The organism is Flavobacterium agricola (genome assembly GCF_025919725.1).
Lineage (GTDB): Bacteria > Bacteroidota > Bacteroidia > Flavobacteriales > Flavobacteriaceae > Flavobacterium > Flavobacterium agricola.
This window is the reverse complement of the sequence record NZ_CP081495.1, coordinates 1,524,289-1,542,963: the sequence shown is the minus strand read 5'-3', so window position 1 is coordinate 1,542,963 and position 18,675 is coordinate 1,524,289. Positions and strand designations below refer to the sequence as shown.

At 32.0% G+C, this 18,675-nt stretch carries 19 protein-coding genes; 12 read left to right on the top strand and 7 right to left on the bottom strand.

The window, feature by feature from the left end:
- Positions 1–17: 17 nt before the first annotated feature.
- Positions 18–578 (bottom strand): 1-acyl-sn-glycerol-3-phosphate acyltransferase, encoded by a 561-nt coding sequence (locus K5I29_RS07685; RefSeq protein WP_264432167.1) that lies wholly within the window; start codon positions 576–578, stop codon positions 18–20.
- An 84-nt stretch (positions 579–662) separates the two neighbouring features.
- On the opposite strand from K5I29_RS07685, the gene K5I29_RS07680 reads away from it, so the two are divergent.
- Genes K5I29_RS07680 through K5I29_RS07670 form a run of 3 tightly spaced genes read left to right on the top strand, consistent with a single transcriptional unit; the run spans position 663 to position 3,718 of the window.
- The gene (locus K5I29_RS07680) at positions 663–2,042 is read left to right on the top strand and encodes an aldehyde dehydrogenase (RefSeq protein WP_264432165.1); all 1,380 of its coding nucleotides are present in this window, start codon (positions 663–665) and stop codon (positions 2,040–2,042) included.
- Positions 2,043–2,070: 28 nt separating this feature from the next.
- Positions 2,071–3,351: a cation:proton antiporter gene (locus tag K5I29_RS07675; protein WP_264432163.1), complete on the top strand. Its 1,281-nt coding sequence runs from the start codon at positions 2,071–2,073 to the stop codon at positions 3,349–3,351.
- Between the two features lie 52 nt (positions 3,352–3,403).
- Entirely contained in the window at positions 3,404–3,718 is a 315-nt protein-coding gene (locus K5I29_RS07670; RefSeq protein WP_264432161.1) for a hypothetical protein, read from the top strand.
- A 4-nt stretch (positions 3,719–3,722) separates the two neighbouring features.
- Here K5I29_RS07670 and K5I29_RS07665 read toward each other — a convergent pair whose 3' ends face one another.
- Entirely contained in the window at positions 3,723–3,989 is a 267-nt protein-coding gene (locus K5I29_RS07665; protein WP_264432160.1) for a hypothetical protein, read from the bottom strand.
- Between the two features lie 144 nt (positions 3,990–4,133).
- On the opposite strand from K5I29_RS07665, the gene K5I29_RS07660 reads away from it, so the two are divergent.
- Positions 4,134–4,865: a glycerophosphodiester phosphodiesterase gene (locus K5I29_RS07660; RefSeq protein ID WP_264432158.1), complete on the top strand. Its 732-nt coding sequence runs from the start codon at positions 4,134–4,136 to the stop codon at positions 4,863–4,865.
- A gap of 15 nt (positions 4,866–4,880) precedes the next feature.
- Here the strand turns inward: K5I29_RS07660 and K5I29_RS07655 are convergent, their stop codons facing one another.
- Entirely contained in the window at positions 4,881–5,423 is a 543-nt protein-coding gene (locus K5I29_RS07655; RefSeq protein WP_264432157.1) for an NADPH-dependent FMN reductase, read from the bottom strand.
- 247 nt (positions 5,424–5,670) lie between these two features.
- Between K5I29_RS07655 and K5I29_RS07650 the strand changes: the two genes are divergently transcribed.
- The 8 genes from K5I29_RS07650 to K5I29_RS07615 all read left to right on the top strand — a co-directional run bounded on the left by K5I29_RS07650 (position 5,671) and on the right by K5I29_RS07615 (position 15,588).
- Positions 5,671–6,933, top strand: a complete 1,263-nt coding sequence (locus K5I29_RS07650; RefSeq protein WP_264432155.1) for an aminotransferase class I/II-fold pyridoxal phosphate-dependent enzyme — start codon at positions 5,671–5,673, stop codon at positions 6,931–6,933.
- A 108-nt stretch (positions 6,934–7,041) separates the two neighbouring features.
- Entirely contained in the window at positions 7,042–7,950 is a 909-nt protein-coding gene (locus K5I29_RS07645; RefSeq protein WP_264432153.1) for an AsmA family protein, read from the top strand.
- Positions 7,925–8,404, top strand: a complete 480-nt coding sequence (locus K5I29_RS07640; RefSeq protein ID WP_264432150.1) for a hypothetical protein — start codon at positions 7,925–7,927, stop codon at positions 8,402–8,404. Before K5I29_RS07645 ends, K5I29_RS07640 begins: the two co-directional genes overlap by 26 nt.
- A 37-nt stretch (positions 8,405–8,441) precedes the next feature.
- Positions 8,442–10,316 (top strand): DUF3971 domain-containing protein, encoded by a 1,875-nt coding sequence (locus K5I29_RS07635; RefSeq protein WP_264432148.1) that lies wholly within the window; start codon positions 8,442–8,444, stop codon positions 10,314–10,316.
- A 109-nt stretch (positions 10,317–10,425) separates the two neighbouring features.
- Positions 10,426–13,704, top strand: coding sequence for an AsmA family protein (locus tag K5I29_RS07630; protein WP_264432146.1), 3,279 nt, complete (start codon positions 10,426–10,428; stop codon positions 13,702–13,704).
- A 113-nt stretch (positions 13,705–13,817) separates the two neighbouring features.
- Positions 13,818–14,768, top strand: coding sequence for a signal recognition particle-docking protein FtsY (ftsY, locus tag K5I29_RS07625; RefSeq protein WP_264432144.1), 951 nt, complete (start codon positions 13,818–13,820; stop codon positions 14,766–14,768).
- 57 nt (positions 14,769–14,825) lie between these two features.
- Complete coding sequence (locus K5I29_RS07620) at positions 14,826–15,266, top strand: hypothetical protein (RefSeq protein ID WP_264432141.1); 441 nt, start codon at positions 14,826–14,828, stop codon at positions 15,264–15,266.
- A gap of 1 nt (position 15,267) precedes the next feature.
- Positions 15,268–15,588 carry a DUF721 domain-containing protein gene (locus K5I29_RS07615; RefSeq protein ID WP_264432140.1) on the top strand — a complete coding sequence of 107 codons (321 nt, stop codon included), beginning with the start codon at positions 15,268–15,270 and terminating at the stop codon, positions 15,586–15,588.
- Between the two features lie 55 nt (positions 15,589–15,643).
- On the opposite strand, the gene K5I29_RS07610 is transcribed toward K5I29_RS07615, so the two are convergent.
- From K5I29_RS07610 to bshC (K5I29_RS13455), 4 genes are all read right to left on the bottom strand, one after another.
- A complete protein-coding gene (locus K5I29_RS07610; RefSeq protein WP_264432138.1) occupies positions 15,644–16,063 on the bottom strand; it encodes a nucleoside-diphosphate kinase in 420 nt (139 codons plus the stop codon).
- 61 nt (positions 16,064–16,124) lie between these two features.
- Entirely contained in the window at positions 16,125–16,961 is an 837-nt protein-coding gene (locus K5I29_RS07605; protein ID WP_264432137.1) for a formylglycine-generating enzyme family protein, read from the bottom strand.
- A gap of 57 nt (positions 16,962–17,018) precedes the next feature.
- Positions 17,019–17,807 (bottom strand): bacillithiol biosynthesis protein BshC, encoded by a 789-nt coding sequence (bshC, locus tag K5I29_RS13460; protein ID WP_317134272.1) that lies wholly within the window; start codon positions 17,805–17,807, stop codon positions 17,019–17,021.
- On the bottom strand, positions 17,788–18,606 hold the full coding sequence (gene bshC / locus K5I29_RS13455) for a bacillithiol biosynthesis protein BshC (RefSeq protein WP_317134271.1): 819 nt from the start codon (positions 18,604–18,606) through the stop codon (positions 17,788–17,790). The genes bshC (K5I29_RS13460) and bshC (K5I29_RS13455) overlap by 20 nt, the downstream gene beginning before the upstream one ends.
- Positions 18,607–18,675: the final 69 nt, after the last annotated feature.

Below are 18,675 nucleotides of genomic sequence, written 5' to 3'. Positions count from 1 at the left end.
AAATAATTCAGGCTTTTTTAATATATTTTTTTATTAAACAATTCCGGATATTTTGCTGTTACATCTTGGTAATGTGCTTCAATTTCCTGAAAAACTTCTTCTAAACTTTTGTTTGCAATCGTAATCTCGGCTTTAATACCAGCTTCTTTCTTTTCATAATCACAAAAAGCTAATAAAATAGGTACTTCTGCTTGCTGAGCAATATAATAAAATCCTTTTTTCCATTTTTCGGCATATCCACGCGTACCTTCTGGAGTATTTAATAAGTACATTTTACTATTATTTTTTAATAAGGATGCAGCAAAATCTACCATATTGTTGCGTTGGCTTCTATCAACTCCAATTCCGCCTAATTTTTTTATAAAATAACCATACCAAGGTTTGGTCCATGCATCTTTTATAAATAATTTATACGGAATACCCATTTGCCAAAAGGCAATTACGGTATAATAAAAATCCCAATTGGATGTATGCGGAGCACAAACCAAAACGCATTTATCTATTCGAGATAAATCAAGGTTGTTTTTAATTTTCCAACCGCCCAAAAAAAACAAAAATTTCCCTATTATTCTTAACATAACGCAAAGATATGTTTTTTGATGTATTTGGGTTTGATTTGCTGATTTTTAACTAAATTTAAGCGTGATTTAGTAAAAATGTTTATGAATTATCAAGCTATTCTTGCCAAACAAAAAAGCTTTTTTTATTCTGGCGGTACTCAAACGTACAAACAGCGTATGTTGCAATTACAACGATTAAAAAGCGAAATTGAAAATAGAGAGCAAGCAATTTTAGATGCATTGCAAGCTGATTTTAAAAAGCCAGCTTTTGAAGGTTATATGACCGAATTGGCCATGGTTTATTTAGAATTAAAAATACATATTAAGCATTTAAAAAAATGGATGCAAACAGAAAAAGTACGTGCTAGCTTGTTAAATTTTCCTTCGTCAGAATATATTCAGAAACAACCTTACGGATCGGTTTTAATTATCGCTCCCTGGAATTATCCTTTTTTATTGTGCTTTCAACCGTTAATTTCTGCTGTTGCTGCTGGCAATGTTGTGCTTTTAAAGCCATCCGAATTAACACCAAAAACGGCAGCTGTTATTCAACAAATTGTACAAAATGTTTTTGATGCAAATTGGGTGCAGGTGGTTCAGGGCGGTGTTGCTGAAGCAACTGAAATTTTAAAACAGAAGTTCGATTTTATATTTTTTACTGGTAGCCCTCAAGTTGGTAAAATTGTACATCAAGCCGCTGCTCAATTTTTAACGCCAACGGTTTTGGAATTGGGCGGCAAATCGCCGTGCGTAATTACTGAATCGGCCAATATAAACGTTGCGGTTAATCGTATTGTTTTTGGCAAATTTGTAAATGCCGGTCAAACTTGCGTTGCTCCCGATTTTATATGGATTCATGAATCAAAAAAAGATGAATTTTTACACGCTTTAACGGCAAGAATAAGAAGTTGTTATGGCGAAAATATTCAACAATCTACCGATTTTCCTCGTATCATAAACAATAAAAACTACCAGCGTTTAGTTAATTTTCTTAATTGCGGTACTATTTATTTTGGTGGACAGCACGACGAATCCGATTTGTATGTAGAACCTACCGTTTTAACCGATGTAAGTTGGAACGATGAAGTAATGCAACAAGAAATTTTTGGTCCGATATTGCCGGTTATTACGTATAAAAATATGGATGAGGTAATACAATACAACCAAAATAATGAAAAACCATTGGCTTTTTACATTTTCTCGACTAATAAAGCAGAAATTAATCGTGTTTTGTCTCAAGTCCAATTTGGTGGTGGCTGTACGAACGATGTGCTAAGCCATTTGGTTAATAACAAATTGCCTTTGAGCGGATTCGGAAACAGCGGTATGGGTAATTATCACGGTAAATTTGGCTTTAATACCTTTACACACCAACGCGCTTATGTAAGCCGAGCAAATTGGTTAGATATTTCGTTAAAATATGCGCCCTACCGTAAAAAAATAAAGAAATTAATAGCTGCAATAAACTTAATAAAACAATAAAATTGTATTTTTGAGAAACAATTAATTTATGGAATTATATTACGCCTTTTCGGTGCTTATTGTTTTAGCATCAATCTTTGCCTATTTAAATAGTAGATTTTTAAAATTACCCGGAACAATTGGGATTATGATTATTGCCATGTTGGTTTCTGTTGGAATCCGATTAGTTGGTGAAGATTTTTTTCCTGATACAACCCACGATCTTTATGCCTTAATTCGAGGTTTTGATTTTTATGAAGTGCTAATGGGTGCCATGCTTAACTTTTTACTTTTTGCGGGTGCTTTGCATGTTAACGTTTCGGATTTAAAAGACCAGAAATGGCCTATTTTAACCTACGCAACCGTTTCGGTAGTTTTATCTTCATTTATTATTTCCGGATTGTTATATTTTGCAGCACCTATTTTAGGGTTAGAAATTCCGTTTATTTATTGTTTACTATTCGGAACATTAATTTCACCAACCGATCCGATTGTTGTTTTAGGTGTTTTAAAAGAAGCAAAAGTACCTAAATCGTTAGAAACCAAAATTACAGGCGAATCTTTGTTTAACGATGGGGTTGCCGTAGTAATGTTTGCTGTGGTTTTAAAAATCGCCACCGATTCTAGCTTTTATGCAACCTTCGGCTCAATAACACAGTTATTTTTATTAGAAGCTGGTGGAGGAATTTTATTAGGTACCATTTTAGGATTTACTGCATCTAAAGCAATTAAGCGTTGTAACGATTATAAAGTTGCTGTATTAATTACCTTATCTATTGTAATGGGTGGTTTTTTAATTGCTAAAAATTTACATTTCTCATCACCATTGGCAATGGTAATTGCTGGTTTAATTATTGGTAACTACGGAAAACGTGTAGCAATGAACGACGAAACTACCGATTATTTAGGTAAGTTTTGGGAATTGATTGATGAGGTAATGAATGCTATTTTATTCTTATTCATTGGTTTTGAGTTGCTTGTTTTACCCGATTTACAAAAACAATTATTATTAGGTGTTATTGCAATTTTTATTGTGTTATTTTCTCGTGCATTCTCCATATTAATTCCATTACGATCTATTTTACGTAAACGTGTATATTCACGCGGATCTTTAATAACAATGGTTTGGGGTGGTATTCGTGGCGGTGTTTCTATTGCTTTAGTAATGTCCATTCCATATAACGAATATAAAGATGTGTTGTTAGAAATTACTTATATTGTTGTGCTATTCTCTATCATTGTTCAAGGTTTAACGGTTGGAAAAGTAGCCAAAAAAGTTTTAAAAGACGAACCAAATACAGATTCTGAAACAGAAGTTTCTAATTCATAATAAACAAAAAGAGCAACCGGGGTGTTGCTCTTTTTGTTAAAATCCAAAACCTATGAATACTGCCCAATTTTTAACTGAGTTTGAATCATATAATGTAGATGAAACGCAAAAAATTTATACCATTTTTTGCAACAAACAGGTACCAGTTTCTTATACCGTAGCTTTTTATAAATTACTATTACAAACCCGAGAAATTTGTTACAAATACAACGCATATGTTTATTACGAACCATTTGAAGCAGAAAACGAAAACAATTGGAACTTTTTTATTATAAAAAATAAAAAAGAAACCTTGTTACAAGTTTATTATTCTAGCTTTTACGATTTACAACGTATTGAAGATAATCTTTCGGCATTGTATTTTTAATAAGCTATTTTTTAAGCAATCGGGTTATTTTTTTTAGACGCTGCTTAATTTTTTTTAATTCAGATTTTAAATCTTTTGTTACTGATTTTTTTAGCGATTTCGATTTTTCTTTTTTAGCCTTTTTCTTCTTCTTTTTATCTTTTTTGCGTTTCGGAGGTTTTATTTCAGTAATTTCTTCCTCAATAACCAAAACAGATTCAGAATGGGGTGTGTCTAAAAAAGATTCGTTTGTTGTTTCGCTTTCGTCATTTGTGTTCTTTTCATCAATCATAACCTAGTATTTATTTAAATAAACAACGTAGTAATTCTTTTAAATCGTATAGCTAAGTTCATGTTAATTACATATTTAATATTTATTTGTGCGAATTAATTCGAAATTAAGATTACTTTTGTCCACCATTTTTAATGCGTACGTATGCAAAAACAAAAATTACATAATCCTATTGTTGCCCATCGTGGTGCTTGGTTAGAATTCGATTTACCCGAAAATAGTTTGGCTTCTTTAACCAAAGCTATTGAAATTGGGGTAGGTGCTACCGAGTTTGATGTGCACATGACTGCCGATGGCGTTTTGGTAGTACATCATGATTATGATTTTTTTGGGAAGAAGATTGAGCAGAATAGCTATTCTGATTTATTAACATTTTCACTTACCAACGGAGAAAAACTACCTACCGTTGCCGATTTTTTAGAAATAGGTTTAGCACAACATAAAACCCAATTAATTTTTGAAATTAAAGCATCAGAATTGGGTGTAAACCGCACTTTACGCATGGTTGATAAGGTAGTTGAGTTGTTTTCTAACAAACCTTATTTTATTCAGGTTGAATTTATTTTATTTCAGTGGGAAGCTGCTTTACATTTAAAAAAGCAATTACCAACTTACGATGTTGCTTATTTAAAAGGCGATAAATTACCTGAAGAAGTTAAGCAAGCCGGATTAAATGGCATAGATTACCAATTTTCGTGGTACAAAAAAAATGAAGATTATATAGCCCAAGCCCAACAATTGGGATTAAGTTTAAATACATGGACGGTAAACGAAACTAACGATTTAGATTATTTTTTAAATCATCGGTTTGATATGATTACTACCAATCATCCACAATTATTTTTAGAATTTTATCATAAAAAAAGCAACTTATAAAAGTTGCTTTTTTTGTTATTTTGCTAAAGTTGCTGCTACAATGTTGGTAAAGCTTTTTACTTTTTCGTTTACAATCTCATCAATTTCTGAATTGATAATTTGGTTGTCTTTAAAGTTTTCATAAAAGCTCGGGAATGAGTAATTTTCTACTACTTCGCCTTTTGCAAATCCAAAAAACTTTAAACCAACTTCCATTACGTTTCCACCGCCATATCCACCTGGTGAAGTAGATAAAACAAACATTTTTTTATCTTTTAAAAACTCCATATCAATTCTAGAAACCCAATCTAAAATGTTTTTAAAAGCTGTACTAAAGTTTAAGTTGTGCTCAGCTAACGAAACAACAATACCATCAGCTTCTTTCACTAATCTTAAAAATTCATGCGCTTGCTCAGGAAAACCTGCCGCCTGACGATCAAACGAGTAAATTGGCATTTCAAAATCGTTTAAATCAATAATGTTTAAAGTTGCATTTTCAATTTTATTAGCTACATGAATTGCTAATTGCTGATTGATAGATGTTTTGCTTGTACTAGCTCCAAAAACTAATATATTCATTTTTATTTTTCGTTTAATTATTTATACAAAGTTAAAACGATAGATTGGTATTTTTAGTTAATATAGATTAATGTTTTAGTAAATTAAGAGTTTTTTAATATAAAAATGGTTGTCAAACCCGATAAAAGTCATTTTTTAATAAGAAATCTTTTAAAACTCCCAACCAAATTGCTATTATAATTATGAAATTTTATCAATTTTAACTACCTTTGTCTCGTTTTAAAAAGCACTAAAAACTTTACATATTATGGTTAAAGATTTATTTGAAAGAATTCACGATAATAAAGGTCCATTAGGAAAATGGGCTTCACAAGCTGAAGGATATTTTGTATTTCCTAAATTAGAAGGAAAACTTGGACCAAGAATGTCTTTTCAAGGTAAAGAAGTATTAAACTGGTCAATCAACGATTATTTAGGTTTAGCTACGCATCCAGAAGTTTTAAAAGCGGATGCTGAAGCTGCTGCTGAATATGGTGCTGCTTATCCAATGGGCGCACGTATGATGTCTGGACATACAAATTGGCACGAGCAATTAGAAAAAGAATTAGCTGCTTTTGTACACAAAGAAGCTGCTTATTTGTTAAACTTTGGTTACCAAGGAATGGTTTCTACTATTGATGCTTTAGTAACTAAAAATGACGTAATTGTTTACGATGTAGATTCTCACGCTTGTATTATTGATGGGGTTCGTTTACACATGGGTAAACGTTTTACATACAAACATAATGATGTAGAATCTTTAGAAAAAAACTTACAACGTGCAACTAAAATGGCCGAAGAACAAAACGGAGGTATTTTAGTAATTACTGAAGGAGTTTTTGGTATGCGTGGGCAACAAGGTAAATTAAAAGAAATTGTAGCTTTAAAAGAAAAATACAATTTCCGTTTATTAGTTGACGATGCACACGGATTTGGTACCTTAGGTAAAACAGGAGCAGGTGCAGGTGAAGAACAAGGCGTACAAGATGGAATTGACGTTTATTTCTCAACTTTTGCTAAATCAATGGCATCAATCGGTGCTTTTGTTGCTGCAGATCAAGATATTATTGATTATTTAAAATACAACTTACGCTCACAAATGTTTGCTAAAGCATTACCAATGATTTTAGTAAAAGGAGCTTTAAAACGTTTAGATTTATTACGTTCTAATCCAGATTTAAAAAACAAATTATGGGATAACGTAAACCGCATCCAAAACGGATTAAAAGATCGTGGCTTTAATATTGGAGATACCAATACATGCGTTACGCCGGTTTACTTAGAAGGTTCTATTCCAGAAGCAATGGTAATGGTAAACGATTTAAGAGAAAACTACGGTATTTTCTTATCAATTGTGGTTTATCCAGTAATTCCAAAAGGAATTATTTTATTACGCGTTATTCCTACAGCGTCACATACGTTTGAAGATATTGACCAAACGTTGGCTGCTTTCGAAGCAATTCGTACAAAATTAGTAGACGGAACTTATAAAAAAGTTGCTGAAGCGAATTTAGTTGATATGGAAAAATAACATCCAAACAATAAATTAAAAACCCAACTTTTAGTTGGGTTTTTTTATGTCCAAAAAATACTAAAACGGCTTGTAAAAAGTTACTTATACAAACGCAACCTAATATTCATGATAAAACGTATTGTAAAAATTTTCGCTATTTTTTTTCTAATCTTAATTATACTAATTGGTGCAGTAATATTTGTAATTCCGCGTGTTTATAAAACCGAAATAACACAAAAAGTAGAACAAATTGCTAATCAGCATGTAGATGGTACTGTAAAATTTGATGAGTTTAGTATTTCAATTATTAAATATTTTCCTGCAATTATTATTTATGTAAAAGATTTAAAAATTGAAAACGAAAAGTTTATTGATGCCAAAACCGTTGCAGAAATTAAAACAACCGCAGTTGGTGTAAATTTTCACGAATTACTAAAAGGTAAAATTGTTTTAGATGCCATTTTTATTGACGAAGCAAATTTAAATTTAGAAGTTGATTCGCTTGGAGTTGCAAATTTTAATATTTTAAAACCCAGCACCGATACAACAGCTACAAGTTCGGATGCTGAATTTAAAATCCGTCAAATCGTTATTAACAATTCCAATATCAAGTACAACGATAAAAGCGCTCCATTAACTTTTAAAATGGATGATTTAAATTATAAAGGATTAGGTGATTTAAGCGCCAAAGCATTCGATTTAAATTCTACATTAACCGTTTCATCTTTTGATTTTAGTGCTGATAATGTGCCTTATGTACAAGATAAACCAATAATGGCAGAAATTGTTACCGAAATTGATGCCGAAGAATTAAAGTTTAAGTTTGAGCGTAACAACATCAAAATTAAAAACTTTCCTTTTTCCTTCAACGGTTATTTTTCTTTTATAAAAGATGGTTATGATTTAGATTTAACCATGAAATCTCAAAACTCAACGTTAGAAGATATGCTTTCGTTGGTTCCGCCCGATTATGAAGAATGGAAAAATTCTTTAAATATTACCGGCGGCATTGAGTTCGAAATTATTACCCGGTAAATACATGCAAGACCGATCGCAAAAGCCATATATAATGGCCGATTTAAAAATAAACAACGGTTCGCTATCTTATAAAAAATTAAAAGATCCGCTTAAAAACATCAACATCGATTTTAAATCGGTGATTTACAATTTAAATAAAAGTGAGTTAGAAATAGATTTAAAAAACTTGTCTTTCGATTTGGCTGGTAACAAAACTCAAATGCATTTTTATTCTAAAGGATATCAAAAAATGCAACTTAAAACCGAAATTCAAGCCAATTTGGATTTAGATAGGTTAACACAAACTTTAAACCTACAAAAAAATATTTTTAAAGGACAATTAGATTTAGATTTAGTTGCTAACGGCACGTACGCAAAAGGCATTCGAATTCAGAAAAATAAAATTGATACGGTAATAACCAGTATTCCGAAATTTACCTTAAACGGAACCTTTAAAAAACGGGTATTTTAAAAATGTAAAATACAATAAAGCTTTTAAAAATATTGAAATGAAAGCTAAAGTTGTAGCAAAAGACAGTATTTTAAACCATATTTCGGCTCAATTTACCAATTTAAATGTTGAAGCTTTTACCAATTACATTCGTGGTGATTTTAATTTGCTACAATTAAAACCCTTGCATATTGATTCTAAGTTAAAAGCTAAAATTAATTTGGCCGATATTCAAAGCATTTACCCCATAGATAGCGTGCAGTTAAAAGGCGATTTAGATGTAAACTTAAATGTAAAAGGAATTTTAGATCGTAAAGCAAAAAAATATCCTGCAGCACAATCGGATTTGGTTTTAAAAAACGCTTCGGTGGTTCATTTAAAATATCCAAAAATTCCGCTGGATAGCATTCAAATTCAAGCCAGCATTTCCAATCCAAACGGTTCGGCAAAAGGTTTAGCTATTCGTTTTAATCCTATTCAATTTATATTGGCCGGATCGCCATTTAAACTTTCGGGTTCGGTGAACGATCTAAATCAGATTCATTACGATATTAAAACGCATGGCGATATTAATTTAGCCAACCTTTCCAAGTTGTTTCCAATTAAAGGCGTTACCATGAGCGGAACCATTTCGACCGATTTGGTTATGAAAGGTTCTAAATCCGATTTAGATAAACGCAATTTTAAAAATATTAAAAACGGTGGGCAATTGGTGGCAAAAAATTTAAAATTTGGAGCCAAAATTTTTCCAGAAACTTTTCAAATTCAGCGCGGAACATTCAAGTTTTATCAAGATCGTTTGTATTTTGATGATTTTTATGCTGCCTACGGAAAATCTGATTTGGCTTTATCTGGGTACATTCATAACTTTTTACATTACCTGTATAATCGCCATTATTTAAAGGAAAGCAAGCAAACTTTAGCATCAGAATTTACTTTAAAAAGTAATTTAATTTATGCTGATGAATTTATGGAAATGCTTGCTATTTATACCGATTATAAATATCGAAACGAAATGGAAGCAGCTCCGGTTGTTATAGATTCTATAACGCCACAAATTAAAGAACAAGTAAAAGCAAACAACTCAAAAGGCGTAATCTGGATTCCTAAAACGGCCGATTTAGTAATTACTGCCCAAGTTAAAAAAATGCAATTTGAAGCTTATAAGGTAGAAAACTTTAGTGGTAAATTAATAGCCAAAAACAGAAAGCTTGCTATTAATAAAGCGCAATTAGATATGGCTGGCTCAAACCTTGCTATGGATTTTACGTACATGGCAACCCAACGTAAGTTGGCGCATATTACCGCACAAATAGAAGCCGAAAATTTTGATATTCAGCGTGCGTATAAAGAAGTGCCTATTTTTGCTGAAATGGTTAGCATGGCTCAAGATGCGTACGGAACTGCATCTTTAAATTATTTTATTGAAGGAGCTTTAAATCAAAACCTCGATTTAGATTTAAAATCAATTAGCGGTGGTGGAGTTTTAACTTTAGAAGATATTAAGTTTAAAAATTTTAAACTTTTAAATCAGGTTTCTAAAAGTGCAAAAGCCAAAGATTTAGAAAATGCACCGTTTAACCAAATTCCGATAAAAACAACCATTAAAGATAATGTAATTACCATTTTACCAACCACCATGAAGATGGCCGGTTTTAGAGGCAAGCTTGAAGGGCAAGTAACTTTAGATGCGCACCTTAATTTAGGTTTCCGTTTAGGATTACCGCCATTTGGTTTAATTAATGTACCCATGAAAATTACCGGAACGGCAGATGATTTTAAAATTAAAGTTGGTAAATATAAAGAAGATGGTGCTTTTGCAAGCGAAAGCGAATTAAAATCAGATTTAGAACAAGAAAAAATGCGCACGCATACCGATTCAGTTTTTAAAACCGTAAAAACCGATTCGTTACAAGTAAAACAAATGCCTTAATAAAAAGGTAACGAATAAAAGCATCATTTACTTTGTTAAATGATGCTTTTTTTTACAACTTTGTAACAGCACCCGTAAATAAGTAATCCGATTTAACCTAATTGTTCTAATGAAGTTTATCCATCCTAAAATAAAAAAAATCAGCAAAATTATTGCCATAACTTTGGTTTCTATTTTTGCTTTCAGTTTGCTTCTAGTTACCGTAATTCCTTATTTTTTTAAAGATAAAATTACCGATGTAGCCGAAAATATGGCTAATGAATATTTAGATGCCGAAGTTTCGTTTAATGAGCTTGGCGTTTCGGTATTTAAGTACTTTCCGGCTTTAATTGTTTACGTAAAAGATGTGCAAGTAAACAACCCGAAATTTACCGAAAGCAACCAGGTAATTACAGCCAATACCGCAGCGGTTGGCGTAAATGTTTGGGGGTTGTTACAAGGTAAATTTATTTTAGATGCGGTTTATTTAGATCAGGCAGATTTGCAGTTAGAAATAGATTCTTTAGGAAAGGCTAATTTTGATATTATTAAAGCAACCGAATCTGCCGATACAACAGCTACCGAATTTAAAATTAAACGAATTATTGTTAACAAAACCAATATTAAATACAACGATAAAAGTTCGCCGTTAAATTTTAATATTACCGATTTAAACTACAAAGGTACGGGCGATTTAAGTGCAGATTATTTTGATTTGAATTCGAACGTAAAAATTAAATCGTTCGATTTTAATGCCGATGGCGTTGATTACGTACGCGACAAACCTATATCGGCAGAAATTGTTACCAACATTGATGCGAAAGAATTAAAGTTTACCTTCCAGAAAAACAACATTCGTATTAAAAACTTTCCGTTTTCGTTTAACGGCTATTTTGCCTTTATAAAAGGCGGTTATGATTTTGATTTGCGTATGCAATCTAAAAATTCAACCTTAGAAGAAATGTTTTCGTTAATTCCTCCCGATTATGACGATTGGCGCGATGATATGAATATTACCGGAGCTATTGATTTTAGATTGGTAGCACGTGGTAAATACATGCAAAACCAATCGGCAAAACCAATTTTGCTAGCCGATTTACAAATTAAAAACGGAACAATGGCTTATAAAAACATTAAAAAGCCATTGCAAGATATTGAAATTGATGCCAAAGCTTTAATAGAAGATTTGGATATAAACAAGTTGGAATTTGATTTAGAAAACTTTTCGTTTGATTTAGACGGTAAAAAAACGCAAATCAATTTTCATTCTAAAGGATTTAAAAAGTTAGCATTAAAAGCCAAGGTTAACGCAACTATTGATTTAGAACGAATTAAAGAAACTTTAAACCTAAACCAAAATACCATTTCTGGTTTATTGCAGCTTAATTTAGATGCTGATGGGGTTTATTTGCGCGAAATGGGATACAACGAACGCCTTAAAAAGCAAATGTTGATTTTTAAAAGCATTCCTAAATTCAATTTTACAGCCAATCTTAAAAACGGATATTTAAAAAACATTTATAAAGAAGATGCAATTAAAAACGTAAATTTTGATTTAAAATTAACTGCGAAAGACAGCTTAATTCACAACATTTCGGGTATCATTTCTAATATTAATATAGAAGCAATAAACAATTACGTACGTGGTAATTTTGAACTTAAAAAATTATATCCATTTACCGTAAATACCAATTTGCAATCTAAAATCAACTTAGCCGATATTCATAAAATATATCCGTTAGATAGCTTAGATGTAAAAGGTAAACTAAATGTTTCGGTTAACATGCAAGGTGTTTTAAATCGTACGCAAAAAAAATATCCAGCTTCTAAATCTAAAATTGAATTAAAAGATGGGTATATTAAATCTTTAAAATATCCTGAATTTCCTATTGAAAATATAAGCTTGCTTACAACCATATCTAGTGAAAAAGGTTCGGCAGCAGATTTAAATGTAACTTTAGAACCTTTAGAATTTTTATTTGCCGGATCACCATTTAAAGTTCAAGGAAATGTGCATAACTTAAACGATTTGTTTTATGATATTAAAACATCGGGTAGTTTAGATATTGGTAAACTTACTAAGGTTTTACCGGTTAAGGATATGCAAATTTCGGGTATTATAGAAACCAACTTAATTACCAAAGGTTCTAAAAAAGATTTAGTAGCTCAAAACTTCAGCAACATAAAAAATGGCGGCCGTTTGGTGGTTAAAAACGTAAAAATTAACAGCCCGATGTTTCCTGAAACTTTTGAAATTGAAAGCGGAACATTTAAATTTTTTAAAGACCGTATGCGCTTTGAAGCTTTTACGGCAACTTACGGCAAATCAGACGTAGTTTTAAACGGTTATATTCATAATTTTTTACGTTTTATTTTTAATCGTAAATATTTACGTGATGCTAACGAGCAACTTAAAGCAGAAATAGATTTAAGCAGTAAACATATTGATGCCAAACCATTTTTGGCGATGCTGCAAACCTATACTGAAGATGCGATTGAAAAGCAAGAAATTAGAACCGATTCTGTAGCACCCGTTGCAAATGCTAAAAACCGTCAACGCGGACCTAGCGTTTTTAGAGTGCCACGCACAGCAAATTTAAAAATTACGACTAAAGTTGCCGAATTGGAATTTGATGCTTATAAAATAAATAATTTTGACGGTACCTTATTGGTTAAAGATCGTAAAATTGATGTGCCTCACGCTGTTTTTCAAATGGCAGGAACAAACATTGCCATGCAAGGCGATTACTCGGTTCAGCATCGATTATTAGCTAATTATCAAGCCAATTTTAAAGCAAATAATTTTGACATTCAACGCGCATATGCAGAAATTCCGATTTTTGCACAAATGGTTACTATGGCTAAAGATGCCCACGGATTAGTTTCTTTAGATTATACCTTAAAAGGCGCCATTGATCAGAATATGGATGTTGATTTTAAAGCGATTGAAGGCGAAGGCACGTTAACATTAGAAGATATTAAATTTAAAAACTTTAAAATTTTAGAACATGTAGCTAAAAAAGCAGATGCAGAAGATTTAGAAAAAGCAAGTTTTAATCAAATCGCCATTCATTCTAAAATTAAAAATAACGTTATGACCATTACGCCGGTAACCATGAAAATGGCAACTTTTAGAGGTAAGTTAGAAGGGCAAGTTACTATGGATGGTAAAATTAATGTTGGTTTCCGTTTGGGCTTACCACCATTTGGTTTAATTAACGTACCGATGCGTATTGTTGGTACTGCTGATGATTTTGAAATAGAAACCGGTAAGTACAAAGAAGATGTAACGTTGATGGAAGAAAGTGAAGTAGCCAAAATTAAAGCACCAGAACGCCGTCGTCGCCCTGCCGATAGCACAGCTACGGTTGTAAACCAACCGCCTATAGATTCTGTAAAAACCTTTTAAGCACAAATAAAGCGCTGTTTTTCAATCGTTTTTTTTTGTGTAGGATATTGTATTATCCAATAAAGAATCATCAATATTTGCTTATATTTGTAACTTATAATAAATACGTATTTATGAATTTTTTTAAACGTTTATTTTCTTCTGAAAAGAAAGAAACTTTAGATAAAGGATTAGAAAAAACAAAAGAAACGTTTTTTTCTAAGCTTTCTAAAGCTGTTGCCGGCAAATCTAAAGTTGACGATGAGGTTTTAGATAATCTGGAAGAAGTTTTGGTTTCATCTGACGTTGGGGTAAATACAACCTTAAAAATTATTGAGCGCATTGAAGAGCGCGTTTCGCGTGATAAATATTTAGGTACTGAAGAATTAAATCAAATTCTTCGTGAAGAAATAGCAGGCTTATTATCAGAATCAAATAATGGTGAAGCAACTGATTTCGAAATTCCAAACCACAAACCATATGTGCTTATGGTTGTTGGGGTTAACGGCGTAGGTAAAACTACAACCATTGGTAAATTGGCTTATCAGCTTAATAAATCTGGTAAAAAAGTGGTTTTAGGAGCTGCCGATACGTTTAGAGCCGCAGCTATTGATCAATTACAAATTTGGGCAGATCGTGTTGGAGTGCCAATTGTACGCCAACAAATGGGATCTGACCCTGCATCTGTAGCTTTTGATACATTACAATCTGCCGTAGCTCAAGATGCTGATGTTGTAATTATTGATACAGCCGGACGTTTGCATAATAAAGTTAATTTAATGAACGAATTAACTAAAGTAAAGCGCGTGATGCAAAAAGTAATTCCGGATGCGCCGCACGATGTACTTTTGGTTTTAGACGGTTCCACAGGGCAAAATGCTTTTGAACAAGCTAAACAATTTACTGCAGCAACCGATGTTACTTGTTTAGCCGTTACTAAATTAGACGGAACTGCCAAAGGTGGTGTTGTAATTGGTATTTCAGATCAATTTAATATTCCGGTTAAATATATTGGAGTAGGAGAAGGGATAGAAGATTTACAAGTTTTTAATAAATACGAATTTGTAGATTCGTTCTTTAAATAATAAATTAGCTTATCTTTAGGATAAGCTTTTTTATTTACAACAAGCAATTTTTTATTCATGAAAAATATATTTTACACCTTATTTCCCGCTTTGGTTTTGGTAGCTTGTACAACAAAACCAGCTAAAGCAGATTTAAAAAATTTATCGGGCGATTGGGAAATTGCGCAAGCCAAAATGCCAGACGGACAAGTTATTGAATACGGCATTAACATGACGATTGATTATTTTGAAATTGATTCGGTTGGTTTAAACAAAGGAATTCGCAAAAAGTTTATGCCTCAATTTGACGGAACGCGTTTAACAAATGGTATTGAAGAACGATTTGTAGTAATTGATTCTATTGGCTCTCTTTTTTTAAAATATAATACCGATTATACAACTTGGATTGAAGAAGTAATTGAAATTTCTCCAACTGAATTTGCAGTTAAAAATGAAAACGATATTATTTATCGTTATAAAAAATTCGTTCCTATTGTTATAGAAAAGGAGGAAGAATAAAATGAAAGAAAAAAAATATTACGACCGTAGAACAGCCAGCGTAGAAAGCCCGATAAGCGAAGTTTTAAAAACTTTTTTAAAACAAAATACCAAATTATCTAAAGGTTTATACACTAAAAATATTAAGGAAACTTGGCAAAAAGTTATGGGGCCGGGGGTAAATAGTTATACAAGCTCAATTACCTTAAAAGGAAGCACGGTTTATGTTTCATTAACTTCGTCAATTATTCGTTCTGAGTTAAGTTACGGACGTCAAAAAATGATAACCATGTTAAACGAAGAGTTGGGCGAAAACATTATAAAAGACATTGTTTTACGTTAATACAAAATAAAAAACCGATTCTTTTGAATCGGTTTTTTTAATATTATGTTTTGGCTTAGAATTGCTCTCTACCTGCAAAATGAAAAGCACCTTCAATAGCTGCATTTTCATCGCTATCAGATCCGTGAACAGCATTTTCACCAATAGATTTAGCGTATCTTTTACGGATTGTACCTTCTGCAGCTTCTGCTGGGTTTGTAGCACCAATTAATTTTCTAAAATCTTCTACTGCATTATCTTTTTCTAAAATTGCAGAAACAATTGGACCTCTTGACATAAATTCTACTAATTCACCATAGAAAGGTCTTTCTGCGTGAACTTCATAAAATTTTTGTGCATCAGCAACTGTTAATTGTGTTAACTTCATTGCAACAATTCTGAAACCAGCTTCAGTAATCATGTTTAAAATACCACCAATATGACCTGCCTCAACAGCGTCTGGTTTAATCATTGTAAAAGTTCTATTACTTGCCATTTTTTATTTTTTTATTAGTTTACAAAAGTAAGCTATTCTTGCAATAATTAAGAATGATTTTTTACTTTTTTGAGTTTTTTACAACACGTACGCCATAATATCCGTTTGCATCCGTTTGTGGTACGCCCGAACGGTTTGCAATTCGTAAATATGGCCCCATGGTATCCCAGCTTCCGCCACGTAAAACGCGATTAACTCCTTTTTCTGGTCCTTTAGGATTGTCATCTTCTCCGTACGAATAGTACAATTCATTATAATAATCCCAACACCATTCCCAAACGTTTCCAGTCATATCATATAAACCCAATTCATTGGGCATTTTTGTACCTACTGTTCTAGGACTTTTATTTGAGTTTTTACCATACCAAGCAATTAAATCTAAATTTTTATTTCCTGCATATGGATGTCCTTTAGATGCGTTTCCGCCTCGGGCAGCATATTCCCATTCAGCTTCGGTTGGTAAGCGATACCCGTTTTTAGTAAAATCGCAAAAAATTTGTCCGTTTTTTATAGAATAAACCGGTTGCAAAAAATTTTTAGTACTTAACCAATTGCAAAACCAAATGGCATCTTCCCAGGTTACATTGGTAATCGGAAAATCATCATGTAAGCCCCAACGCTGTGCAGGCGGCATTTTCATGTTTTTATGTGCTTTTATAAAAGTGCTCCATTCATAAACCGTAACTTCATATTTACTCATTTCAAAACTTGGTACCGAAACTTCACGAGCTTCCATCTCATCTTTTTCTGCATGAGGTTCTCCTTTTTTAGAACCCATTAAAAAAGTTCCGCCTTCAACTAAAATCATTTCGGGCTTAAAGGTTGTGAATTTTTGTGCAAATCCGTTTGTTGTAACACAAACTACTAGAAATAGTAAATTAAAATATAGGTTTTTCATTGAAATTGGTTTTTATGAATTTATGAGGGCATTACATTTTAATTTTATTTCAAACCGTTAGGTTTGAATCACTTTAAAACCAATTTCTAAAGGATTAATGTGTTTTTTGAGATTTACAATAAAATCAGGTTCGCTATCTAAATAAAATTCTGCAAAGTTTTGTGTTCTTTCTTGCAGACTTTTGTTCGGAAACAAGATTTCTTTTTCAATAAATACACGATCAGTTTTGTCTTTTAAAACTTTCTTTTCGGCTCTTAATAGCTTTTTTTCTAAGTTTTCTAATCCTTTAACTTGTTTTCTTTCTTGCGCATATAATGCGTTTTCAAAGCTTTTATCGGTTTTAATAGCGGTTTCTCGTAACAAATCAAATTGCTTATGCAATTGGCTTTTTAAACCTGCAAAATCTAATAAGTTAGTTGAGTATTTTTGAATGATGGTTTTGCTTAAATCCGCATCATTTAAAAACAATTGTTTATAATTTAAATCTAGCTTTTGTAGTTTTTGATTTTGTTTTTCAGTAACTAATAATACCGAATCGCGATGTACCAAAATAGGAAACGTTAGCTGCAATACTTCAAAGCTTGATTTTAGTTCCAACCAGTAAGCTAATTCTCCGCTACCGCCAATGTAAGCTAGGTTTGGTAAAACGGTTTCCTGATATACGGGTCTAAAAATAGCATTTGGGCTAAATTTTTCGGATTCGTTTGCTACCAATTCTAAAATTTCAGCTTCAGTAAATTGTAAGGTTGTGTTTAAAACTTTATAAGTTTCATTTTCTTTTACAATACGTTCTCTGATGCCATTATCTATATAAAATAGATTTATTTCACGCGTTAACTTGTACATGATACGCTTGCAACAGCGGTAAAGTTTGCGTTATGTTTTGATGCAAAACATTATGAACTAATTCTGTTTGAATTGCTTGTTTAAAATTTGCTTTTAAAATTGCATCATCGCCATCAATTACAACAATACCAAATTGTTTAAACAATTCGTTTGTAAGAAAAAACGTTGCAGCCGATAAGTTATTGTGTTCTGTGTAAGCTTTTGTGAATAATTCAATTAAATGCTGTGCTTTTTGACTAATTCCGAATTCACTTTTAATACTAGCAAGTAATAATTCAATACCTTCGGTTTCAAAACGGCCAACCGGTCCTTTTTGATTACTTGACCATTTTATTTTTTTATCTCGAAATTTAAAATAATTAATTTCTTCAAAATCATGATCTTCGGTTGCCATCCAAAAAACAGGTACAAAGTTGTTTTCTGGGTATTTTTCAGCAAGTTGTTCGGCCAAATTAATAACCGATAAAATTTTATATATATAATATACCGGTCCGGTGAACAAGTTTAATTGATGCCCGGTTGTAATGGTAAACGTATTGCTTAGCGCTAACTTTTTAATGTTGTTTAAAGTTAAATCGCTTGTTGGTTGGTTTTTATATTGCTGAGAAATAGCACGCACTAAAATTTCACGATCTTGTGCCGTGTAATTTGCTGCTTTTTCTGTAATCTGATCTTTAAAATTAGCTAACGTAGGAAATCGGTTATATAAGGGCTGAACAGCTTTGTCGTCACTTAAATAATCTAACATTAATTTAGAAAAATAACCAGAATCTTTGGGGTTAATTATATCTACAAGCATGTTTCATTTTTTCGTAAAAATACAAATTATAATAGTTTAAACACTTAATTTATATTATCAATCTATTTG